Origin of the sequence: Ulvibacter antarcticus, assembly GCF_003688405.1 — a bacterium.
Taxonomy (GTDB): Bacteria; Bacteroidota; Bacteroidia; order Flavobacteriales; family Flavobacteriaceae; genus Ulvibacter; species Ulvibacter antarcticus.
Genome location: NZ_REFC01000011.1, coordinates 52,174 through 75,995, shown reverse-complemented (window position 1 = coordinate 75,995; position 23,822 = coordinate 52,174). Strand labels below are relative to the sequence as shown.

Annotated in this window: 16 protein-coding genes; 13 read left to right on the top strand and 3 right to left on the bottom strand. The window is 36.6% G+C overall.

What is annotated here, in order from left to right; all coding sequences use genetic code 11:
• The first annotated feature begins 74 nt into the window (after nucleotides 1-74).
• From BXY75_RS00575 to BXY75_RS00550, 6 genes are read left to right on the top strand one after another with little or no spacing between them, the layout of a single operon-like run.
• The gene (locus BXY75_RS00575) at nucleotides 75-1,271 is read left to right on the top strand and encodes a DUF2062 domain-containing protein (protein ID WP_121905758.1); all 1,197 of its coding nucleotides are present in this window, start codon (nucleotides 75-77) and stop codon (nucleotides 1,269-1,271) included.
• A complete protein-coding gene (locus BXY75_RS00570; protein ID WP_121905757.1) occupies nucleotides 1,264-4,899 on the top strand; it encodes a 1-acyl-sn-glycerol-3-phosphate acyltransferase in 3,636 nt (1,211 codons plus the stop codon). The genes BXY75_RS00575 and BXY75_RS00570 overlap by 8 nt, the downstream gene beginning before the upstream one ends.
• Entirely contained in the window at nucleotides 4,896-6,443 is a 1,548-nt protein-coding gene (locus BXY75_RS00565; protein WP_121905756.1) for a phytoene desaturase family protein, read from the top strand. Before BXY75_RS00570 ends, BXY75_RS00565 begins: the two co-directional genes overlap by 4 nt.
• Before the next feature lie 5 nt (nucleotides 6,444-6,448).
• A complete protein-coding gene (locus BXY75_RS00560; RefSeq protein ID WP_121905755.1) occupies nucleotides 6,449-7,336 on the top strand; it encodes a cupin-like domain-containing protein in 888 nt (295 codons plus the stop codon).
• A 13-nt stretch (nucleotides 7,337-7,349) separates the two neighbouring features.
• On the top strand, nucleotides 7,350-9,026 hold the full coding sequence (locus tag BXY75_RS00555; protein WP_121906566.1) for a C45 family autoproteolytic acyltransferase/hydolase: 1,677 nt from the start codon (nucleotides 7,350-7,352) through the stop codon (nucleotides 9,024-9,026).
• Nucleotides 9,023-10,312 carry a phenylacetate--CoA ligase family protein gene (locus BXY75_RS00550; protein WP_121905754.1) on the top strand — a complete coding sequence of 430 codons (1,290 nt, stop codon included), beginning with the start codon at nucleotides 9,023-9,025 and terminating at the stop codon, nucleotides 10,310-10,312. The genes BXY75_RS00555 and BXY75_RS00550 overlap by 4 nt, the downstream gene beginning before the upstream one ends.
• A 49-nt stretch (nucleotides 10,313-10,361) precedes the next feature.
• Here BXY75_RS00550 and BXY75_RS00545 read toward each other — a convergent pair whose 3' ends face one another.
• Both BXY75_RS00545 and BXY75_RS00540 read right to left on the bottom strand, forming a co-directional pair.
• The gene (locus BXY75_RS00545; protein WP_121905753.1) at nucleotides 10,362-10,970 is read right to left on the bottom strand and encodes a hypothetical protein; all 609 of its coding nucleotides are present in this window, start codon (nucleotides 10,968-10,970) and stop codon (nucleotides 10,362-10,364) included.
• The gene (locus BXY75_RS00540) at nucleotides 10,967-11,791 is read right to left on the bottom strand and encodes a universal stress protein (protein ID WP_121905752.1); all 825 of its coding nucleotides are present in this window, start codon (nucleotides 11,789-11,791) and stop codon (nucleotides 10,967-10,969) included. The genes BXY75_RS00545 and BXY75_RS00540 overlap by 4 nt, the downstream gene beginning before the upstream one ends.
• A 163-nt stretch (nucleotides 11,792-11,954) precedes the next feature.
• On the opposite strand from BXY75_RS00540, the gene rimP reads away from it, so the two are divergent.
• The 6 genes from rimP to BXY75_RS00510 all read left to right on the top strand — a co-directional run bounded on the left by rimP (nucleotide 11,955) and on the right by BXY75_RS00510 (nucleotide 21,767).
• A complete protein-coding gene (gene rimP, locus BXY75_RS00535; protein ID WP_121905751.1) occupies nucleotides 11,955-12,419 on the top strand; it encodes a ribosome assembly cofactor RimP in 465 nt (154 codons plus the stop codon).
• Nucleotides 12,420-12,425: 6 nt separating this feature from the next.
• Entirely contained in the window at nucleotides 12,426-13,658 is a 1,233-nt protein-coding gene (gene nusA, locus BXY75_RS00530) for a transcription termination factor NusA (RefSeq protein WP_121905750.1), read from the top strand.
• 61 nt (nucleotides 13,659-13,719) lie between these two features.
• Complete coding sequence (gene infB / locus BXY75_RS00525; protein ID WP_121905749.1) at nucleotides 13,720-16,515, top strand: translation initiation factor IF-2; 2,796 nt, start codon at nucleotides 13,720-13,722, stop codon at nucleotides 16,513-16,515.
• A 249-nt stretch (nucleotides 16,516-16,764) separates the two neighbouring features.
• Nucleotides 16,765-17,985 carry a T9SS type A sorting domain-containing protein gene (locus tag BXY75_RS00520; RefSeq protein WP_121905748.1) on the top strand — a complete coding sequence of 407 codons (1,221 nt, stop codon included), beginning with the start codon at nucleotides 16,765-16,767 and terminating at the stop codon, nucleotides 17,983-17,985.
• Nucleotides 17,986-18,003: 18 nt separating this feature from the next.
• Nucleotides 18,004-18,525, top strand: a complete 522-nt coding sequence (locus BXY75_RS00515) for a hypothetical protein (protein ID WP_121905747.1) — start codon at nucleotides 18,004-18,006, stop codon at nucleotides 18,523-18,525.
• Nucleotides 18,526-18,779: 254 nt separating this feature from the next.
• Nucleotides 18,780-21,767 (top strand): T9SS type A sorting domain-containing protein, encoded by a 2,988-nt coding sequence (locus BXY75_RS00510; protein WP_211331800.1) that lies wholly within the window; start codon nucleotides 18,780-18,782, stop codon nucleotides 21,765-21,767.
• A 94-nt stretch (nucleotides 21,768-21,861) separates the two neighbouring features.
• On the opposite strand, the gene BXY75_RS00505 is transcribed toward BXY75_RS00510, so the two are convergent.
• On the bottom strand, nucleotides 21,862-22,248 hold the full coding sequence (locus tag BXY75_RS00505) for an SPOR domain-containing protein (protein ID WP_121905745.1): 387 nt from the start codon (nucleotides 22,246-22,248) through the stop codon (nucleotides 21,862-21,864).
• A gap of 226 nt (nucleotides 22,249-22,474) precedes the next feature.
• On the opposite strand from BXY75_RS00505, the gene BXY75_RS00500 reads away from it, so the two are divergent.
• Nucleotides 22,475-23,812, top strand: coding sequence for a c-type cytochrome (locus tag BXY75_RS00500; RefSeq protein ID WP_121905744.1), 1,338 nt, complete (start codon nucleotides 22,475-22,477; stop codon nucleotides 23,810-23,812).
• Nucleotides 23,813-23,822 lie beyond the last annotated feature (10 nt).

The window sequence follows — 23,822 nt, the reverse complement described above, 5'->3', positions numbered from 1 at the left end:
AAATCAAGGTACAATTTCCGCTAATTTGAACCATAACCTTCTTCCAGCTATTGTATATTTGCTGAGTAGAAATAATGAATGTAGCAACAATACATACTAAACTTAGGCAACTAAAATGCTGTGTTATTATACCAACTTATAATAATCACAAGACGTTGAAAAAGGTGATCGATGGTGTGCTCGATTATACCAATGATATTATTGTGGTTAATGATGGTGCTACCGATGAAACGCCCGATATTCTTAAGGGTTTTCCAAAAATTGAACAAATTCATCTTTCCAAAAATGTGGGAAAAGGTAATGCACTTCGATTGGGTTTTAAGAAGGCTTCAGCACTAGGTTTTCATTACGCCATTACCATTGATAGTGACGGACAGCATTTTCCAAATGACATTCCTGTTTTTGTAGAGGCATTAGAAAGTTCTGAAACTGAGAACTTATTACTTATAGGAGCTAGAAATATGAAGCAGGAAGGCGTTCCCGGGAAGAGTAGCTTCGGAAATAATTTCTCCAATTTCTGGTTTTGGTTTGAAACCGGTATTAGCTTGGAAGACACTCAGTCAGGTTTTAGGTTGTATCCGTTGCGGGAAATAAACCAACGTAATTATTACACTAAAAAATTCGAATTCGAAATTGAGGTTATAGTAAAAGCAGCCTGGAATGGCACTGAGGTTAAGAATGTGCCGATAAAAGTGTTATACGATGAAACAGAACGGGTTTCTCATTTTAGGCCTTTCAAAGATTTTACACGAATTAGTATTTTAAATATCTGGTTTGTTTTGATGACAATTTTCGTTATTAAGCCCCGTGATCTCTACAGAAAATATAAAAAAAAAGGTCTGAGACGCTTCATCATGGAAGACTTTTTAGGGAATGATGATAGCCCGAGAAAAAAAGCGATGTCCATAGCGTTAGGTGTCTTTACTGGCTTATCTCCTTTTTGGGGTTTTCATACCATAATCGTTATCTTTTTGGCAATACTTTTAAAGCTTAATAAAGCAATTGCCTTTACCTTTTCAAATGTTAGCTTACCACCCTTTATTCCCTTTGTTTTATATGCTAGTTCCAAAATGGGACAGTTTGTTCTAGGTATTGAATATTCATACACTATGGAAGAAATGACTGAAAATTTTGAACTACTAAAACATCTTGAAACCTACATCGTAGGTAGTTTTTCTTTAGCAATATTGTCGGCAGTTGTATTAGGTTCTTTGGGATATCTGATACTCACAATTATTAGTAAAAAACAAATCGCACTCCAGCATGAGTAGATTGTTTTATAAAGCATATCAACAAATTCTGAAGAACAGAATATGGAGCTCATTGGCACTAGTCCTGCTGCTTGCGACCCTGATATTCTTTGCAAGTCGGATTCAGTTTGAAGAGGATATAAGCAAGTTAATCCCCACCAACAGCAAGTCACAAGAACTTCAAAAAGTCCTGAAATCGGTTAATTTCACAGATAAGATTATTGTGAATATCAGCAAAGAGCCTGAAGGAACAACCGATGATCTTATACAATATGCGTCGCGGTTTGCAGACAGCCTTGAAAAGAATGCTTCGGAATTTGTCAAAGATATTCAAGGTAAAGTAGAAGAGGAAGATATAGATGCAACCCTCGATTTTCTGTACACAAACGCGCCACTTTTTTTAAATGAATCTGATTACGAAGCAATTTCTGCTCAAATCTCAAAAGATAGCATCGCGGCGATTACAGAAGCCAATTATAAAACTTTACTTTCTCCAACGGGCATCGTGGCGAAAAAAAGTATTCTTAGAGACCCACTAGGAATTACATTTAAAGCACTTAAAAAATTACGGGACCTGGGCGTTGGTGACCAGTTCACTATTAAGGATGGTTTTTTATTAAGCAAGGACGAAGAACATGTGTTGTTGTTTATCACTCCTATACATCCGTCGAGTGAAACTTCCAAAAATGCGGCATTTGCTGATACGCTTTACGCTCTTCAGAATGAGCTAAACGTCGCCTTCAATGAAAAAGTAAAAAGCGAGTATTTTGGAGCCGCACTTATAGCCGTTGCGAACGCACAACAGATCAAGAAAGACATACAATTTACAGTCGGAATTGCACTCACTATTCTAATGATCATTTTTGTTGTTTTCTATAAGAAACTGACGGTTCCACTTATTTTATTGGCACCTACAGTTTTTGGCGGTCTGCTGTCTATCGCGTTTTTGTATTTGGTTCGTTCCGAAATTTCGGCCATCTCGCTTGGGATTGGCTCGGTTCTTTTAGGAGTGACCCTGGATTATTCGCTGCACATTCTTACGCACATTAGAAATAATGAAACTATTGAAAGTTTGTATAAGGATATCACTTCGCCAATTCTCATGAGCAGTATTACCACTGCTTTGGCGTTTTTATGTCTGCTGTTTCTAGACTCTCAGGCACTTCAAGATTTAGGGATTTTTGCAGCGGTGAGTGTAATCGGAGCGTCGATTTTTGCGTTGTTGTTTATTCCTCAAGTCTATAAAGGAGGGAAGGTTCGAGAGGCAAAGACCACTATTTTTGATCGCATTGCGAACTACAACTTTCATCAAAATAAAGTTCTAGTCGCTTTTATTGCAGTTGCATTGCTAGTTAGCGCCTTTACCTATGATAAGGTGATCTTCGAGAAAGATATTTCGAAACTCAATTACGAGCCTGTTGAAGCCACTATCGCCCGTGAAAATCTGGATGCATTAACGAATCTTAGTTCCAAGTCAATTTATATTGCAGCTTATGGTAGTTCTTCTGAAGAGGCGCTTCGGAAGAACGACGCGGTTTTTAAGAAGCTTCAGAAATTAGATCAAGATGGTAGAATTATTAATTATAATTCTATTGGAGCATTAATTTCTTCCGAAGCACTTCAAAAGGAGAAAATTAGCCAATGGACGCAATTCTGGAACCCACAAACGCTGCAAAGTATAAAGACAAACCTCATAGAAAGTGGACAAAAGTTCGGATTAAAACCAACGACCTTCAATCAATTTTACGAACTGCTGGACACCGATTTTGCTCCTCTTAGCATTGACCAATTTCGGAATTTAAGTTCTATTTCTTTAGATGATTTTATAACTCAGGATTCAGATTTTACGACGGTCACCAGTCTTGTGAAAGTAAACGAAGCCAATGTAGCTGAAGTGAAAGAAACCTTAAAAGGACTCGACGACACCGTTGTGATCGACCGATTGGCGATGAACGAAACCCTGCTTGGCAACCTAAAAAACGACTTCAATAGTTTAATTCTGTATTCCTTAGGCATAGTGTTGCTGTTGCTTCTTCTTTACTATCGAAGCTTTTCACTTACGTTGGTAACAGCCATTCCTATATTGCTAACCTGGATCATCACAATTGGAGTGATGGGATTGACGGGAATTCATTTTAATATCTTCAACATTATTATTTCGACCTTTATTTTTGGGCTGGGGATTGATTATAGCATTTTCGTAACAAACGGCATGTTGAAGGAATACCAGACAGGAGAAAAAACATTATCTACTCATAAAACGTCAATAATTCTGTCGGTTATTACCACAATACTTGGGGTCGGAGTCTTAATTTTCGCAAAGCATCCTGCCCTTTATTCCATTTCATTGGTGTCTATTATTGGGATCTTCTCGGCTATGTTGGTAGCGTTTACTATTCAGCCGTTATTGTTTGTTCTTTTTATTGGGAGTAATACTAAACGTCCAATTTCCCTTAGGTTGTTGCTGCATTCGGTGTTATCATTTTTGTATTATGGTCTTGGAGGTCTTTGCTTGTCGATCTTTAGTGTGTTGATAATGCCGCTAATTCCGCTGAGCAAAAAAGTAAAGATGAAAGGCTTTCATGCGGTGATTTCTAAGTTTATGAAATCAGTTTTGTATACCAATCCTTTTGTTAAGAAGCGAATCGTCAATGAAGGAAATGAGACGTTTTCCAAGCCCGGAATTTTGATCGCTAATCATACTTCATTTCTTGATATTCTGGCTGTTGGAATGCTGCATCCTAAAATTATATTTTTAGTGAATGATTGGGTGTATAATTCACCTATCTTCGGAAAGGCTGTGCAATTGGCAGGATTTTATCCGGTATCAGGAGGTATTGAAAAAGGAGTAGATCATCTTCGGAAAAAGGTGGATCAAGGGTATTCGCTTATGGCTTTTCCTGAAGGGACGCGTTCTACTACCAACAAAGTAAGACGTTTTCATAAAGGTGCATTTTACTTGGCTGAAGAGCTTGATCTTGACATCATTCCGGTATTGATTCATGGGAACTCTGAGGTTCTTCCAAAGGGAAGCTTTGTCATTAGAAACGGGAGTATCACGGTTAAGATTCTAAATCGAATTACTTCCGAAGATAAATCGTTTGGACCTTCGTACAAACAAAGAACTAAAAGCATAAGTGCTTATTTTAGAAGTCAATTTGATGATTTGAGAGATGAAATTGAAGATGATACTTATTTTCAATCGGTCTTATTAAATGATTATCGCTACAAAGGAAATACACTGTATAAAAGCGTGCAAGCTGACCTTAAGATTAATAGCGCCGATTACAAATCAATAATAGAACTTATAGATAAAAAAAGTACCATCGTAAATGTATCTAATGGAGAAGGTCAGCTAGATTTTTTACTTATGCTCGACAGCGCGGATCGTAAGATTAGTACTTTCATAAATGACGAAAACACCAGAGCTATTATAAAGAACAGCTTCATTACAAACCATTATAATAGAATGACTTTCGCCACATCAAAAAGTGAAGCCTTAGCGTTAAAGGCAGATTACTTTATTTTAAATGCTTCGGAAGAGTTCCCTTCTACATTTCAAAATTCTGGAAATGATTCCGATTTAAGGTTTCAAAATGTTTTTGAAAACCATAATCTTGTTATCTTTAAAAAAAACGCAGTCACTTGAAATTAAAAGAAAAATATGATGTTGTAATCGTTGGAAGCGGCTTGGGTGGTTTAGTTTCGGCCATAATTCTTGCTAAAGAAGGTCGATCTGTCTGCGTATTGGAAAAAAACAACCAGTACGGAGGAAATCTACAAACTTTTGTACGTAACAAAACGATCTTCGATACTGGTGTTCATTATATTGGCGGGCTTTCTGAAGGACAAAACCTATATCAGTATTTTAAGTATTTAGGTATTCTCGATGATCTGGAATTAAAAAAATTGGATGAAAATGGCTTCGATCTTATCACTTTCGATGGTGATCCGGTCGAATATAGACACGGGCAGGGTTATGACAACTTTATCGCAAATCTATTAGAACAATTTCCAGACGAGGAAAAAGCAATTCGTACCTATTGTAAAAAATTAAAAGATACCTGCGATAAATTTCCATTGTATAATGTAAAAGTAGGGAAGCCTTATTATGAGGATACCGAGGTATTTGAATTTTATGCAAAAGAGTATATTGATTCTGTCACCTCAAATAAAAAATTGAGAGCTGTTCTAGCTGGAAGCAATCTTTTATATGCCGGAGAAGCAGACAGAACTCCCTTTTATGTTCATGCCTTATCTGTTAATTCATATATCGAAAGTTCGTATCGATGTGTAAACGGAGGAAGCCAGATCACTAAATCATTACTTAAAAGACTAAAAGAAGCAGGTGGCGAAGCCTATAAACGGCATGAAGTTGTTGGCTTTGGTGTTGATGATGGTTTAATCGCATCAGTCAAATTGAAAGATGGTCCGGTAGTAAAAGGAGATCTTTTTATTTCGAATATTGAGCCTAAATTGACTATCAAAATGGTCGGGGAGCAGTTTTTTCGGAAATCCTATGTTTCCCGCATAAAAAATATTGAAAGCACTGTAGCAGCGTTTACTCTTTACTTGGTATTAAAGCCGGGTACCTTCAAATATTTAAACAAGAATTATTACCATTATAAAGATTTGGATCAAGTTTGGAACGTACATGATTATACACAAGAAGATTGGCCAAGGGCGTATATGGTTTCTATGGGAATAAAAAAGAATACCGACGGTTATGGTGACAATCTTACAGCCATGACCTATATGAACTTTGACGAAGTAGCTCCTTGGGAAGGTACTTTTAATACTGCAGCCGATCAAAATGAACGTGGGCAGACCTACGAGCAATTCAAAGCACATAAGGAAGAGCAGTTTATTGTGGAACTTGAGAAAAAATTTCCTGATATTCGAAATTGTATCGAAGCTGTGTATTCTTCCACACCTTTATCGTATCGTGATTATATTGGAAGTAACAGAGGATCAATGTATGGTTATGTGAAAGATGCCAGTAATTCATTAAAGTCATTTGTATCTGCCAGAACTAAGATTCGCAACTTATTTTTTACCGGGCAAAGTCTAAATATGCATGGTATTTTAGGAGTTACAATCAGTGGAGTCGTAACCTGTTCAGTAATCCTGGGCGGAGAATATCTCGTCCAAAAAGTACAAGAAGCTAATTTAAAGGAAGAAGTAAAAGAGTAAATCCGATGAATCAAATTAAAACTGTTAATGTAGAGCGTGTTAGCGATATTTCTAAGAAGGAATTCATCGAGAAATATTATAAGCCACAACGTCCTGTTATTATTGAAGGTTTGATGAAGGATTGGCCTGCACATAAAAAATGGACAATCGAATTTTTCCAGGAACATGCCGGCGAACAAATCGTCCCATTATATAATAGTGAGCCTACCAAGGGAACACAGAATTCTGCTGAGCCAGTCAAGGAAATGAAGATGTTCGATTATCTGGAGTTACTTAAAACACAGCCAACCGATCTACGAATATTTTTCTTCAATTTGTTGGATAATATGCCAGAGTTACTAAATGATTTCAGCTATCCGGATATTGGTCTCAAATTCTTTAAAAGGCTTCCAGTGATGTTTTTTGGTGGAGGTGGTTCGCGAGTATTGCCCCATTACGATATGGACCTTTCAGATCTTTTGCATTTTCACTTTCAAGGGAATAAAAGCGTTACCCTCTTTTCTCCCGAACAAACAAAATATCTTTATAAAGTGCCTTTTGCCGTTCATAATCTCGAAACTATAGATATGGACCGGCCAGATTTCAATAAGTATCCAGCGCTGCAAAATGTTATCGGGATACAGGCCGAGATGAAAGCCGGTGACGCATTGTATATGCCTAGCGGATATTGGCATTACATAAAATATCTGGACGGCGGATTTTCAATTACGCTAAGGGCATTACCAAAACATCCTGTACGTATTGCAAAAATGCTTGGGAATGTATTTATGATGCGCCCTTTTGAAAACATTATGCGAAAATCTTTTGGGCAAAAGTGGGTCGATTATAAAGAAGCTAAAATTCTTAGTAAAACCAATAAGAAATTTAGCAAAAGTGTGAATCAACATGCTTAGAGGTCATAACATTATGATTTTAAAGTCATTAACCAAGCGCTATAGCTTGATTTTTCTTGTTTTTTTATCTTCATGTGGCATTTCGAAATCCCTTAAAGATCGTCCTGATCTATCGAAATATAAAAATGAGATTCCAGAACGGATAAAAATTTCCGATTCTTCTTATGTCGTCGGAAATAATTTTCTAAATAAAAACGAACATGGACTTTGGGAAATGTATGTAGAAGGAGATCCTCTGGAACGAGGCCTGACCATTGGAAGTCTTACTCGTGAGTTATTGCAAAGGCAAGAAGCGGTTTTTCTATCTAAAGTAAATGACTTAGTGCCTTCAAAAACCAAACAAGCACTCTTACGAAGTTTTTTAAAATATTACAATCGGAAGATGTACAAGCATGTCACTGAAGAATATAAAACAGAAATTTACGGGGTGAGTCGCTATTCTTCAGAGGCTTTTAACGAGATTGCCCCGCCTTATCTCAGAGCGCTTTATTTGCACAGCGCACATGATATTGGTCACGCGTTACAGGATTTGGCGCTTGTAGGCTGTTCGTCCTTTGCGGTCTGGGACGATAAGACCGAAGATGGAGAACTTTTGGTAGGACGGAATTTTGACTTTTATGCAGGAGATGAGTTCGCTAAGGAAAAAATAATTGCTTTTATCAGTCCTTCGGAAGGGCATAAATATATGTCGGTTACTTGGGGTGGAATGATAGGCGTGGTTTCAGGAATGAACGATCAGGGACTAACGATCACTATCAACGCCGGAAAGTCGAAAATTCCGCTCACTGCAAAAACGCCAATTTCCCTGTTAACTAGAGAAATTCTTCAATATGCGTCAACTATTTCTGAAGCTATTGCCATTGCCAAAAAAAGGGAGGTTTTTGTTTCTGAAGCTATTTTTATTAGCAGTGCGAAGGATCGTAAGGCAGCGTTAATTGAAGTTTCACCACATAAATTAGGAGTGTATGAAGTTCCTAATTCAGATGAATTGATCTGTTCCAATCACTTTCAGTCTGCGATTTTTTCTGAAGACAAGCGAAATTTAAAGCAGATTGCCGAAAGTCATTCGCAATATCGTTACGAGCGAATGGAGGAATTAATTAAAGAAGAGGATAAATTGAATCCTACTGAAGCTGTTGCGATTCTAAGGAATAAGGAAGGCTTGAATGATGCTGCAATTGGCTTCGGAAATGAGAAAGCTTTGAATCAGCTTTTAGCACATCATGGAATCGTATTTAAACCGGAAGAATTAAAGGTTTGGATTTCAACAAATCCGTATCAGTTAGGAGAATTTGTTGCTTATGATCTCAATGAAGTGTTTAATGATCGCTTCGGAAACCCTTCAAAAGTAACTTTAGCCAACGAGGAATTAACGATTGCAGAAGACCCGTTTGCGAGATCTGAAGCCTTTCAGAAATACGAAAAATATAGAATATTAGAACGTATAGTGGAAGCAGCTATAGATGATGAAACAGTTTTAAAGCCTTCAGAACTTATAGAATTACAACAATTAAACCCGGATTATTGGAAATCCCATTATCTTGCAGGACGATATTATTATGAACAGAAAGATTTTTCCGAAGCTAGAAAAGCATTTGAAAAAGCAAATAGTAAAGAAATTACTACAGTTCCCGACAAGGAAAATGTAGTTAAATATCTGAAAAAATCGAAAAGAAAAGCACAGCAATGATTCCTGAAATTGAAAAAGCAACTAAAGACGAAATACAGCAGTTTCAGGAGCAAGAACTGAAAAAACTGTTGGGTTATCTAAGTGAGAATTCAACCTATTACCAAGGGGTTTTTAATGATAATGGAATTAATCTGAATTCTATAAGCAAGCTGGAAGATCTCACAAAAATTCCTGTAACCACCAAAGAGCAATTGCAGCAGTTTAATGATGACTTTATTTGCGTTTCCAAAGAGAAAATAATCGATTATGTAACTACTTCCGGGACTTTGGGGGAACCGGTAACTTTTGCCCTTACCGATAAAGATTTGGATAGGCTGGCGTATAATGAGGCAATTTCATTTGCCTGTGCGGGGGTGACTTCGAAAGATACTATGCAGCTTATGACCACTATGGATAGACGTTTTATGGCTGGGCTTGCTTATTTTTTGGGTGCGAGAAAATTAGGTGCAGGAATTATTCGAGTAGGCTCTGGAATACCTGAACTTCAATGGGATTCGATTAAGAAGTTTAAACCTACCTATCTTATTTGTGTGCCATCCTTTTTGTTAAAGCTAATTGAATTTGCACAACTTCATAATATCAATATGGAAACTTCGGGAGTAAAGGCGGCTATTTGTATTGGAGAACCAATTAAAAATGAAGATTTTTCTTTAAATGTCTTAGCCTCTAAGATCAAGGCATCGTGGGAAATAGCTTTGTATTCTACCTATGCTTCTACCGAAATGAGCACAGCTTTTAACGAATGTGAACATGAAATAGGTGGGCATCACCACCCCGAATTGATCATTGCAGAAATACTCGATGAGAACGATAATCTTGTAAAAAAAGGCGAGGTTGGTGAGTTGGTTATTACTACTTTGGGAGTAGAAGCAATGCCACTTCTAAGATTTAAAACCGGAGATATGGTTCGTGCTCATACGGAGGCTTGTAATTGCGGAAGAAACACCATGCGATTGGGACCGGTAGTTGGACGAAAAAAACAAATGATCAAATATAAAGGTACTACGCTTTATCCGCCGGCGATGTATAATATATTGAATCATTTTAGTGAAGTGCACAGTTTTGTGATAGAGATATTTCACAATGAGCTGGGCACCGACGAGATTCTTATAAAAATTGCGACAGAAGCACCTACGGATTCACTCCTTACGGAGATAAAGGATCATTTTAGAGCGAAACTTCGAGTGCTACCAAAAGTAGAATTCCATGATAAAAAGGAACTGAATGCTATTCGTTTTCCGAAAATGAGTAGAAAACCGGTTGAGATCATCGACAGACGCGAATAATAGAAATGGCTTTTGGAAGTCAAAGCAAATGTATAATCCTACAGACTTATTACCAATTTTTTATTGGAACACTTTCCGATTGTAATAACCATGAATAGCCATTTTCATTGCTATCATCTAAATTAAATACTGAATAATGCCGCGAGATATTTCGAAGGTTATTTGGATCGATTTTTATGGGAATCAAGGTGTCTGTTAAATTGGTTTTATGAATGGCGAATCCGTTTATTACTGGTTTCCATTCACCATCCCTTTGGACGAATAAAAAGTATTTATTAAAATTGGGGTCTTTGAGTTTGGCGGTAAATAACAGTAAATCTCTATCGAATCCTTCCAATTCTATTAAGGATAATGATCCACCAAGGGTTTTGGGGACAATTAACTTTTTAATATCCTTATCCTGAAAACCGATCTCTGTTTTTTCTTGATGGCTATTAAAATTAGCTATGTGTGAAAATAACTGATTATTATCTCCATTGAAATTACCAAAAACAGCCCCTTCCGGAGCTGCTGGTTTCAGAATATTTGGTGTTGAGGTAGTCAATGTATCTGTAATAGTTTCTTTTGGTCCTATTACATTCGTGTTTTTTTTATTCGGTGTTCCACAACTAAGACATAGCGCACTTATACTTAAGATTAACGATGATTTTAATATCATTGTATTTTAAAAGTAATCACCGGCATATTAGCGTGATTCACGAGATCTTCGCTAATGCTTCCATTAAAAAAGTGTGAAATACCTTTACGACCGTGGGTACTCATGCCAATTAACTGTGCTTTTATATCTTTTGTAAATTGTAAGATTCCTTTTTCGATTGAATTATCGTTATAAACATTCAGCGTATAATTTTCGGCTCCCATTCCTTTCACAAAATTTGTCATAATAGCGTTTGCCTGTGCCGTAGTTTTAAAGTCACCTGGCGTGTTTACAAATAAAAGGTGCATTTTAGCACCAACCGTTTTGGCGAATTTATGAGCTTCATTAAAGCTCCATCGGCATTCTTCGGAAAAATCTGTAGCGAAAACGAAATCGTTTATTTCGAAAACAGGATGATTATTTTTTATTACCAGCACGGGAATTTTTGAAGTCCGAACTACTTTTTCTGTATTACTTCCAATGAACATTTCTTTAAATCCGCTGGCACCATGAGACCCCATGACAATCATGTCTATCTTACTTTTTTCTACGGTGGCACTTATATCATTATAGATTTCATTGTGCCCAATTGCTTCATAAACATTTATCTCTTGTAAGTAAGGTTTTTCTAAAAGCTCAGAAAAGTTTTTTTCAGCTAGTTTGATAAAAAAGAGGGATTCCGGTAATTTACTTGTGTCTCCCGAACCACCTATACTCAATGGCATTTCTAGTGAATGCAGTAAATATATTTCACTTCCATGTTTTGAGGCTAATTGTGCAGCTACTTTTAAGGCGTTTTCGGCTTGTGGTGAAAAATCGGTAGGGACTAAAATTCTTTTCATATTTGGTCGGTTTTGATAAAAGATTATGTTCCATTAAAGTACAAAAATAAAATGGGAGGGAGTGATTTTTTTAATATTAAAAAATATGGTATATTTGCACCAATATTTAATACCAAAGAATAAGAGGGGACGTAAAGTCCCCTCTTTTTATAGAAAAAAAGTAATGTATCAAAAAGTAACACTACTGCTAGAGCAAGCGTTAGAGGAGAATTCATCACTGTTTTTGATCGATATGATTATAACAGATCAGAACAAAATATCGATAACTATTGATGGAGATTTAGGTGTAACTGTTGAGGATTGTATTGCAGTTAGTAGAGCGATTGAACATAATTTAGACCGCGAAGAGGAAGATTTCTCACTTGAAGTGATGTCTGCCGGAGTTACTGAAGGTTTAAAACTACCTCGTCAGTTTAAGAAGAATATTGGCAGAACCTTGAAGGTAAAAACTGCTGATAGCCGAGTAATTGAAGGAGATTTAATGAAGTCTGATGACGAAGGTATTGAGCTCCATTGGAAGGCAAGAGAGCCTAAGCCAATTGGAAAAGGAAAAATTACGGTAGAAAAAACAGCCGTACTCCCTTATAAAGAGATTATTGAAGCAAAAGTGATGGTAAAATTTAATTAAGATGATATGGAAAATTTAGCGTTAATTGATTCGTTTTCAGAATTTAAAGACGATAAACTGATAGACAGAGTTACGCTTATGGCGATACTAGAAGATGTTTTCAGAAATGCTTTGAAGAAAAAGTATGGAAGTGATGATAACTTCGATATAATTATCAATCCTGATAAAGGGGATTTAGAGATTTGGAGAAATAGAGTTGTGGTTGCCGATGGAGAAGTTGAAGATCCTAACGAAGAAATTTCATTATCTGCTGCTAGAAAAATTGAACCTGATTTTGAAATTGGGGAAGATGTTTCTGAAGAAGTTAAACTTATTGATCTTGGAAGACGTTCTATTTTGGCCTTGCGTCAGAATTTAATTTCGAAGATTCACGAGCACGATAATACAAATATTTACAAGCAGTTCAAGGAACTGGAAGGCGAAATATATACGGCAGAAGTACATCATATTCGTCATCGTGCGGTTATTTTGTTGGATGATGATGGGAATGAGCTAATCCTTCCGAAGGAAAAACAAATTCCTTCAGATTTTTTCAGAAAAGGAGATAATGTTCGTGGTATTATTGAAAGTGTAGAGTTAAAGGGAAACAAGCCGACAATTATTATGTCAAGAGCGGCACCTGTTTTTCTTGAGAAATTGTTTGAGCAAGAAATTCCTGAGGTATTTGATGGATTGATTACTGTGAAAAAGGTAGTGCGTATTCCTGGTGAAAAAGCGAAAGTTGCAGTAGATTCTTACGATGATCGTATCGATCCTGTTGGAGCTTGTGTGGGGATGAAAGGATCTAGAATTCACGGAATTGTACGTGAACTAGGTAATGAGAATATTGATGTAATAAATTATACAAGTAATTTACCGTTGTTTATAACCCGCGCATTAAGTCCGGCAAAAGTGACGTCAATCAAGTTAAATGAAGAGACTAAACGTGCTGAGGTTATTTTAAGACCGGAGGAAGTTAGTAAGGCAATTGGACGAGGAGGGCATAACATTCGTTTGGCGGGTCAACTTACTGGTTATGAAATTGATGTGTTAAGAGAAGGGGCTGAAGAAGATGTAGAATTAAGCGAATTCTCTGATGAAATTGAAAGCTGGATTATTCAGGAATTCCATAAAATTGGATTAGATACTGCCAAGAGTGTGTTGGAGTACGACTTGAAAGATTTGGTGTCTAGAACTGATCTTGAAGAGGAAACAATTCAGGAAGTGATAAATATATTGAGAGAAGAATTTGAAGAGTAGTTGAAAGTTTAATTACTTTTATACAAATTTTTAAAATAAAGAAACAGGAGAAAGCATTTATATGGCTGAAGTAAAATCGATAAGGCTTAACAAAGTATTACGTGAATTTAACATTTCGCTCGATCGTGCCGTGGAATTTTTAAGTTCCAAAGGACATGAAGTGGAAGCGCGTCCTACTACCAAAATTTCCGATACAGAATACCAGGTTTTGTTTGAAGAATTTCAAACGGATAAAAGCAAGAAGGTAGCTTCTAAGGAAGTGGGTGAGGAAAAGCGAAAAGAGAAGGAAGAAATTCGTCTGGAGCGAGAGCGTGAAATTGAGGAAAAGCAGAAGAGAGTTGCGCCTGTTGTTATCAAAGCTGAAGCAAAATTGGAGGGCACAAAACAGGTTGGGAAAATTGATTTGAACCCAAAGGCTGCCAAAAAAGAAGAACAAGTAGAAAAGCCTGTTCCAACTGAAGCTGTAAAAGAAGAAGTAAAAGAAGTACCTTCAAAAGAAGAGGCTAAGCCGGTTACACCTGAAAAGCCAAAAGCTGAAGAGGCTCCAAAAGTAGCTGTTAAAGAAGTTGCGACTCCTTCCGAAGAGAAAAAGAAGGAAACTGCTCCTGTAGCAACTAAAGAAGAAGCTAAAAAAGAAGAAGCACCAAAAGAAGTTGAAGCACCGAAATCTGAAACTACAGAAGAAAGTGGTGAAGCGGGTTCTGGAATAGTAGAGACAAAATATAAAAAGCTGGATGGTCCTAATTTTACAGGACAGAAGATTGATTTAACAAAATTCAAAAAGCCAGAAAAGAAAAAGACTGAAAGTAAATCTTCCGATTCTAAAGATAAGAGGAGTAAACGTCGTCGTATAAGTAAAGAGCCACAAAAAGGTAGTGGAGGAAACGTTAGAGATAACAGAGGGCCAGGTAGAAAAGGTGTCGGTACGCGAACCAATGTGCCTAAAGAAGAGCCTAGTGAAGAAGAAGTACAAAAGCAGGTTCGTGAAACTTTAGAGAAACTTCAAGGGAAGTCATCTAAAGGTAAAGGGGCCAAATATCGTAGAGAGAAAAGAGATAGTCACCGTCAGAAAACGGAGGATGAACTGGCTTTGCAAGAAGCTGATAAGTCATTAAAGCTTACTGAATTTGTAACGGTAAGTGAGGTGGCAACAATGATGGATGTGCCGGTTACTAAGGTAATTTCTGCATGTATGTCGCTTGGTATGATGGTGACGATGAATCAACGTCTGGATGCCGAAACCTTATCGATCGTTGCTGATGAATTTGGATTTGAAGTAGAATTTATCACAGCCGATATTGAAGAAGCGGTTCAAGAAGAGGAGGATGCACCGGAAGATTTAATGGCCAGAGCACCAATTGTTACGGTGATGGGACACGTTGATCATGGTAAAACTTCTTTACTGGATTATATTCGAGAAGAAAACGTAATTGCTGGTGAATCAGGAGGAATTACACAACATATTGGTGCCTACGGAGTACAGTTAAAGAATGGACAAAAAATTGCCTTTCTAGATACTCCAGGTCACGAGGCCTTTACTGCCATGCGTGCGAGAGGTGCTAAGGTAACCGATTTAGCGATTATTGTAGTTGCCGCAGATGATGCAATTATGCCGCAAACCAAAGAGGCGATCAGTCATGCTCAAGCTGCTGGTGTGCCGATTGTTTTTGCAATAAATAAAATAGATAAGCCAGACGCCAATCCTGAAAAGATTAAGGAGCAATTGGCGAGTATGAACTTGTTGGTTGAAGACTGGGGTGGAAAGATCCAATCTCATGATATTTCAGCAAAAACCGGAGAAGGAGTTCCCGAATTGCTTGAAAAAGTACTACTGGAAGCAGAACTTCTTGAGCTTCAAGCGAATCCAAACAGATCTGCTAATGGTACGGTTGTAGAAGCATTCCTTGACAAAGGTAGAGGGTATGTATCCACTATTCTTGTACAGGGTGGAACTTTAAAGATAGGTGATTACGTTCTTGCTGGTCAAAACAGTGGTAAGGTAAAAGCCATGCATGATGAGCGCGGAAACAATGTAGAACAAGCAGGTCCTTCAACACCAGTATCAATACTAGGTCTAGATGGCGCTCCACAGGCAGGAGATAAATTTAATGTATTTGAAGACGAAAGAGAAGCAAAAACTATTGCATCCAAACGTACTCAATTACAGCGTGAGCAGTCGGTGAGAACTCAGAGACATATTACGTTGGATGAAATTGGAAGACGTATTGCACTTGGAGACTTTAAAGAATTGAATATTATTCTGAAAGGTGATGTGGATGGTTCTGTTGAAGCATTGACAGATTCGTTCCAGAAGCTTTCTACGGAAGAAATTCAGGTAAATATTATCCATAAAGCGGTAGGTCCAATTACTGAAAGTGACGTATTATTAGCGTCTGCATCTGATGCAATTGTAATAGGATTTAATGTGCGCCCAATGGGGAATGCACGACAGATAGCAGATAAGGAAGAAATTGATATCCGTATGTACTCAATTATTTACGATGCTATTAATGACTTGAAGGATGCGATGGAAGGAATGTTATCTCCGGTTATGAAAGAGGAGGTTACAGGTACTGCAGAAATTCGTGAAACTTTCAAGATTTCTAAGGTTGGTACTATTGCAGGTTGTATGGTATTAAGTGGAAAGATCTTTAGAGGGTCTGGAATCCGACTTATCCGTGAAGGTGTAGTTGTGTTTACCGGTGAATTATCATCCTTAAAGCGATTCAAAGATGACGTGAAAGAGGTGGCGAAGGGATATGATTGTGGAATTCAAGTCAAGAATTACAACGATATTTTTGAAAACGATATTATTGAAGCCTTCCAGGAGGTTGCAGTGAAGAAGAAGTTGAAATAGGATTTTCTTTTCTTCGGAATAAATAAAAAAAGCGACTCATATGAGTCGCTTTTTTTATTTTATAACTTTCTAATATCTGTTTATATAATGCCTCTCATATGGTCTGAAGCCATCAGTTTCCGGTAGAATTTTTCAGTCTATATTCTTGAACCAAGACTGTAGACTCCGTGAGTATGACTTTTTTTTAGTAGCTTTAACAGACCCTCCCTATAAAGTTTTACCCAAAAATTAATCAAAAAACACCGACCAATGAAATACATAATAATAGTTTTTTTCGTGCTTTCTTCAAGTATAAATGCACAAATAGTTAATATACCGGATGCTGAATTTAAGACTAAACTTCTTGATCATTCACCGATAATTGACACCAATAGTGATAGTGAAATACAATTGGCGGAAGCTGAAGCATTCACTGGCACTATTGAAGTAAATGGTACAGTTGCTAATCCAGGAAATATTGCAGATTTAACAGGGATTGAAGCGTTTGTCAATATTGTCGGACTCAATTGCAGTTGGAATCAACTCACTAATCTAAACTTATCTACAAACAGTAGTTTAGAAGTACTTCGATGTGACAGGAATAGCTTAACCACAATAAATCTTAGTGGGAATCTTCAATTAAGAGACTTGAATACATCAGATAATTTGCTGGAAACATTGGGTCTAAGCGGAAATGATAATTTAGAGTCAATTTCATGTAGTACAAATTCTTTGGTGACATTAGACTTAAGTAATAAAACAAATTTGACTACAGTTGATTGTCAATCTAATGAGTTAATATCGTTAAACCTTGGCAATAGTCCGAATTTAGAATTTTTAATCAGTCCCTTCAACCATCTCACAACTTTGGATGTTAGTGATAATGTAAATCTGAGAAATTTGAATTGTGCCAATAACACGATTTCAAATATTGACTTATCAAATAATATTGAGCTACTAGGTTTGAATATTAGGAATAATGACCTTTTAGTATTGAGCCTTTACGAAAATGTAAATTTAAGAACCTTAGATTGTCGTGAGAATTTAAATTTAGCAGACATTAATCTGCGAAATGGGAATAATTTAAATTTCGACACATCCGGAAGTTCATCAAGTAATTTTGAGAGTCTCCCGACATTAGAAACTGTATGTTTAGATGATATAAACTCCAATCTAGCCGGCTTTATAGAAACTCATGTAGGGCGTGAGTTAATATTCACGGATGATTGTAATTTGTCTTTAAATGAAAATGAATTGGGAAACATTTTTCTATTCCCTAACCCATTAAAAGATACATTACAGATTACCTCAGACAAGCCTATTGTCGATATAAAAATCTATGATTTACAGGGCCAGTTATTGTATCAATTTGTTAAAAACGGTCTGACCTTCAATTTGGATATGAGCACTCTGTCAACTGGAATATATTTTGTCCATCTAACAAACGAGAGCAATAGAATATCTGTAGAGAAAATTATAAAAAGTAGTTAAACTATTAAATGAAAACTTATGCAAAAGCTAATAATTGTATGTTCATTTTTACTTGTGTTGAGTAACTCGGTTGCACAAAATGAAGCGGGATTTCAAATCTATAGTGCATCCGGCACGATTGGTGGTTATTTCGATAAGGATACGGGTGGCGCCGCAGGAGGTCTGGACGTTGTGTTCGATCTCAATAACAATAAGTTTAGATTTTCTGCTATGGGTGGTTCTGAGTTGAAAGTTAATGTATTGGGACCGAATAGATCTGATGTGTTTGTGGAAGCTAATTTGTCTTATGGACGAGAACTGAGTATTAACGATTGGTTATTCGCTGAATTCTATGGAGGTCTTGGTTACTTTTATTTTAAAAAAGCGAATTCAGAAAATTTTGAATTTACAAATTACAACACTATAGGCTTCCCGATTGATGCTCGAATAAGATTCCAGCTTGGTGCTAATTTTGGCATCGGACTTCAATTACATTCGAATTTAAACTCAGCTTCTACAATCTATTATGTTGGACCATTTTTTCAATTAAAGTTTAATTAAATGGCTTGTTTAATAGGCTAAAGAATTACTGAAGAGACAAAATTCATTTTATCAACCTTAAAAAACCAAAATTTATGGAGAAAAAAATGGGGCACCACGGCAATGGTACCCCGAATAATAAATAAAACCAGTACAAACTATGTTTCACTTATTAACACATCAAAATTATGAGAAATCTATCAATTTCCATCCTTTTAATCTTAATTTATTTTCAATGTATATCCCAGACTAGCTCACTAACAAAAGTGGATAGTATGTTGGTAAATATCGACAAAACTGATTTTAATACAGGAATACTTTATAATAGGACCGTTCCAATTGCTAAAATCAACACATTCAATGAGGAATTAAATATTTCCAATGTAGATCATTTTGAACAATCACTACTTGAGCTTTATAAATCTTCGCTTTCTGAAAAGTTTATTTCCCATTCTGATTTGCGTAATTATTACGTCCATGATACTATTAAAAATGTAGTAGATGTGGGTATTATAAACACCACATTTAATGAACTCAATTATCTAGAGACCAGTGAAGATGATGGCGGGTTACGACTATCTCAAGGTTCTTTTCAAAAAATTGACAACGGAAAATCTGCGTTTATAGAAAGGCGTGCGTTAATTATATCGCCTTTAAAAAAAGCTGTATTGGGCAGCGTAATTACTTTTAATTTTAGTAATACTTTTCTTTTGGAGGAAACCCTTTCAAACGATATGGAAAGTCTAGTTGCTAATTTTGACACAGCACAAGATTATATCATTTATGAAAATGGTCTGTTTACAAATACAGCTGTTGACATTCCATACAATGAAGATGGATATAAGATGCTTACTTTTACCGCCACATTTAGTGATGGTACTTCCAGAACTACTCAGGCACTAATTTATTCTAAAGTAGCACTTCCACCACCGCCAGACAGAGTTGAAGATGGCGATATAGATGCTTTGGTTCCTTTTATAGGAATTGGAGAGACGACGCCTATATTGGCTCACTTAGATTATCGAATTTTCTATAGTAATCCGCAGGGAATTATGAGAAAGCCATTTATAATTATTGATGGATTTGATCCAGGCGATAAGCGAAAAATTACGGATGCGGATTTCATTGGTGATCCAGAACATCATAAATCCATTTATGAATATAATGTTTATGAAAGTGCAAATGGAGATGATGTTGAAATAATTCCAATTCTTAACACACTTGGTTACGACGTAGTTGTTGTTAATCATCCCACTTATAATCGTGGAAGTGTTGAAATTGACGGTGGGGCTGATTTCATACAGCGAAATGCTATGGCTCATATAGAGTTATACAAACATTTAAACGCCCGTTTAGCTTCAATCAATAGTGACGAACAGCTAGTGATCGTTGGACCCAGCATGGGTGGGCAAATTTCTCGATATGCCTTGGCGTATATGGAAAATCCGGTCAACAATCAACCGCCACATAATACCAGATTATGGATTAGTTTGGACAGTCCACATTTAGGAGCCAATATACCGTTAGGCCTGCAAACGCTAATAAGACAGGCAATGCCTGACAGCGCGGAAGCACAAGATTTTAACGATAATCAGTTGGGTTCTCCTGCAGCCAAACAACAGCTTATTGAACAGTTGGATGGCTGGAACGTGGGTCAGATTCATCAGCAAACACTTAATGCCAGAACTGTAGCCCAAGGTTTTTCAGAAAATAGAGGGCATCAGTTTTTTGTGCAATATTATAATGATCTTTTCAATGAAGGTAGACAAGGCAGTAATGGCTATCCTCAAGATTCGCGAAATATTGCTTTGGTGAATGGATCTTTGAAAGGTGTTCGAAATTTTGACATTCAGTTTAATTCTAACAATGGAAGCTATGTAGGTCATAGTCAAATAACTGTAAATGTAAGGGGTTTTCAACATATTTGCTTACCATGGCCATTTCAAAATGTGTGTGAAGATGTCCATATTGCAAGTTTGGAAACTTATAATATGCCAAATTACAACGGTTATGGTGAGGTCTCAAGATATAAAAGAACTTTTGATGATGATTCCAAATATGTAAATAATTATAATTCGCGTGGAAATATGGATAATGTATCTGGAGGATATTTTGATGGATTTATGAAATTGGCGGGTCCGTTAGATGGATTTGATCCAATTTTTTGGCAAGGAGGCTTCTACCAGTATTGGCAAGATCATATTTTTCTCAATGAAATATCAGATTTTTTAGGTGGTGCAGAGTTAACAGTAAATACAAATGAACAGGTACATTCATTTATCCCGACAATAAGTGCATTGGGTTTTATAAATCCTGATATCAATTGGACGCAAAATTTTCGTCGAAATTTGGTCTGTACAGGGGAAATTCCGTTTGATAATTATTATGGGCCTAAATTAAATGAAGCGCATACTTCTTTTACTGAAGCCAGTATAACTTGGCTACTAGCGGAAATAGAAGAAAATCCATTGCCACCTTCTCTTTATCTTGAAGTAGAAGATTTAATTGGTCCCAATATTGTTTGTTCCGACAATCCGGTAACATTCGATTTTGAAAATTGCAGTCGACCCTTTGTAGATTCATGGGAACTATCAAGTAATTTACAGATGGTTACTTCCGATAATTTATCAGTGACAGTTGAAGCTGTGAATAATTCCAATGGCAATGGTTTTATTCAAGCAAATTATAATGGACAGACACTTAGAAAGAATGTTTGGGTTGGAAATCCAATTCAAATGCCGAATATTTTGGCAAACACCGGTAGTTTTCCAGATTCTCCAGTCGATTTTACCTTCGACTTGGTAAATCAGGTTTATACTACACAAGGTTCAGTAGTAGAAAAGGAATGGAATATTTTTCCTGCATATATGGTTACAAGTAGTAATAATGAAGAAATCTGGATACATACTCCAAGTACTCCGGGAATTTATCTTGATTATTATTTAAGATTTAGGAACGAGTGTGGTTGGAGTCCGCAAGCAGAACGACATGGTGTAACTATAGGCACAGGAGGGGGCGGTGGTCAAAACGTCACTTTATACCCAAACTCTTCTGATGATGAACTTTATGTCGATTTGACCAATGCTAATAACAATACCTATGTTTTAAGTTTATATGATCAATTTGGAGTCTTACTGTTTACAGACGAGACAACAAATATTGTTAAAACAATAGATACTCATGACTTGGATGAAGGTCTATATGTATTACATATTTATGACGGCAATGAGTTAATTACTAAGCAAGTAATTATTGACCATTAAAATTTTTCATTCTTTTTGAAGTGATAAAGCTAAAAAGCAGTAAACCAAAATTGGTCTACTGCTTTTTACTATTTTGACAATTGATAACTAACAATTACTTCCGCTTCAGAATAAAAGCAGAACCGAAGACCCTTTGAATATCGAGCAATGCCCGATCTGCTTCAAGGCGAGAACTGTAATTACCTACCCAAACTTTATAATTAGGTGTTTCATACTCTATTGATGCCGGCCAAGCCCCATAACTGTTCCTGTATTTTTTAATAGTTGAATTCGCTTGATTTAACTCTCCATAATACAATTGAATAGTGTACCCATCTGATAATTTATTTTCTTTTTCGAGTTGTTTCTTGAGTTCTAGAAGTTGAGGTATCTTAGAATCTTCTTTTATAGTCACGGTAGCGGACTGAGCAGAAATGTTTTCAGAAAAAACTATCAATAAAATACTGATAAGTAGTAACTTAGCGATTACGTTTAATTTCATTTTTGAGGTTCTTTATTGCAAATGTAAAATATAATAACTTTAAGAGTTGCAAATTTATTATTTAGAATAATTATAAATTAATAGTTAACATATTATTTGCATTTCTAAAATCGACTGAAAGATGTACTTTTGTGCCGTTATTTTACGGCATTTTAAATACAAGCTGGTTGCTTTTTATGAGTAACCAATTACGTGCCAAACTATTGACAATAATTTAATCGTTAGTATGAAAAAGGTGAATTTCCGAAATCTACCCTCACAATTGTCACTTCTTTTGTTAGCTGTTTTGCTAACATTTTCTGTTTCTGTTTCTGCTCAGGAAGATAGTGCGAGCGAAGCTGAGCAAACTACGGCAGCAGTTCCGGCAGCAGATGGTGTTGGGGATGCAGTGGCAGGAAAAGCGTTGTTTAACGCTAATTGTGCAGCATGTCATAAACTTGACAAAAAAGCAACGGGTCCAGCCTTGAGAGGTGTAACTTTAAGGTATGATCGTAATTGGTTGTATGAATGGATTAAGGACAGTCAGGGAATGATTAAGTCTGGTGATTCAAAAGCAGTTGCCTTGTTCGCAGAGAATAACAATTCAGTGATGACCTCTTTCCCTGCTTTAAGCAACGGAGATATTGATAATATTTTAGCTTATGCGAGTGAGCCAAAAGCAGTTCCAGTAGCAGGTGGCGATACTGCTGCCACGGGTACAACTACAGGTGGAGGTGATGGTGTCTCGAACAACATTATATTAGCCGCTTTAGCACTGGTGTTTGGTTTATTGGTGGTCATGTTGTTTTTAGTAACAGGTACCTTAAAGAAAATTGCGCAAGCAAACGGAGTTGAGTATCAGGAAAGAGAAACTAAAACTCCTCTATGGAAAGCATTTGCACAAAATCAGTTTTTAGTATTAGTAACTAGTATATTCTTGTTGTTGTGTTCAGCTTATTTTGCATACGGATGGATGATGCAAGTTGGTGTTGACCAGGGATATGCTCCGGTTCAACCAATTCACTTCTCACATAAAATTCACGCAGGAGATAATAAAGTGGACTGTAACTACTGTCACTCTTCAGCAAGAAAGAGTAAAACATCTGGAATCCCATCACTTAATGTATGTATGAACTGTCATAAAAACATTTCAGAATATGCAGGTGAAGCTGATTTAGAAAGTGGGTACACTCAGGAATTCTACACTAAGGAGATTAAAAAATTATATGATGCCGTTGGCTGGGATGAAACAACTCAAGCTTATACTGGAAATACCAAACCGGTAAAATGGACGCGAATTCACAATTTGCCTGATTTCGCATATTTCAATCACTCTCAGCACGTAACTGTCGCTGGTGTTGATTGTCAGAAATGTCATGGGCCAGTTGAAGAAATGGAAATTGTTGAGCAGTTTGCTCCTTTAACTATGGGATGGTGTATAAACTGTCACAGAGAGACAAATGTCAAGGTTGAAGACAATGAGTACTATTCAAAAATTCACGAAGAACTTTCTAAGAAATATGGTGTTGAGAAGTTAACAATTGCTCAATTGGGCGGATTGGAATGCGGAAAATGTCACTATTAAAAAATAAAAG

Excerpts from the sequence above, each read along its gene's own strand:
- BXY75_RS00555 (WP_121906566.1), top strand. The coding sequence starts at position 7,350 with ATGATTTTAAAGTCATTAACCAAGCGCTATAGCTTGATTTTTCTTGTT.
- BXY75_RS00570 (WP_121905757.1), top strand. The coding sequence starts at position 1,264 with ATGAGTAGATTGTTTTATAAAGCATATCAACAAATTCTGAAGAACAGA.
- BXY75_RS00575 (WP_121905758.1), top strand. The coding sequence starts at position 75 with ATGAATGTAGCAACAATACATACTAAACTTAGGCAACTAAAATGCTGT.
- BXY75_RS00520 (WP_121905748.1), top strand. The coding sequence starts at position 16,765 with ATGAAATACATAATAATAGTTTTTTTCGTGCTTTCTTCAAGTATAAAT.
- BXY75_RS00550 (WP_121905754.1), top strand. The coding sequence starts at position 9,023 with ATGATTCCTGAAATTGAAAAAGCAACTAAAGACGAAATACAGCAGTTT.
- nusA (WP_121905750.1), top strand. The coding sequence starts at position 12,426 with ATGGAAAATTTAGCGTTAATTGATTCGTTTTCAGAATTTAAAGACGAT.
- rimP (WP_121905751.1), top strand. The coding sequence starts at position 11,955 with ATGTATCAAAAAGTAACACTACTGCTAGAGCAAGCGTTAGAGGAGAAT.
- infB (WP_121905749.1), top strand. The coding sequence starts at position 13,720 with ATGGCTGAAGTAAAATCGATAAGGCTTAACAAAGTATTACGTGAATTT.
- BXY75_RS00515 (WP_121905747.1), top strand. The coding sequence starts at position 18,004 with ATGCAAAAGCTAATAATTGTATGTTCATTTTTACTTGTGTTGAGTAAC.
- BXY75_RS00505 (WP_121905745.1), bottom strand. The coding sequence starts at position 22,248 with ATGAAATTAAACGTAATCGCTAAGTTACTACTTATCAGTATTTTATTG.
- BXY75_RS00510 (WP_211331800.1), top strand. The coding sequence starts at position 18,780 with ATGTTGGTAAATATCGACAAAACTGATTTTAATACAGGAATACTTTAT.
- BXY75_RS00540 (WP_121905752.1), bottom strand. The coding sequence starts at position 11,791 with ATGAAAAGAATTTTAGTCCCTACCGATTTTTCACCACAAGCCGAAAAC.
- BXY75_RS00545 (WP_121905753.1), bottom strand. The coding sequence starts at position 10,970 with ATGATATTAAAATCATCGTTAATCTTAAGTATAAGTGCGCTATGTCTT.
- BXY75_RS00560 (WP_121905755.1), top strand. The coding sequence starts at position 6,449 with ATGAATCAAATTAAAACTGTTAATGTAGAGCGTGTTAGCGATATTTCT.
- BXY75_RS00500 (WP_121905744.1), top strand. The coding sequence starts at position 22,475 with ATGAAAAAGGTGAATTTCCGAAATCTACCCTCACAATTGTCACTTCTT.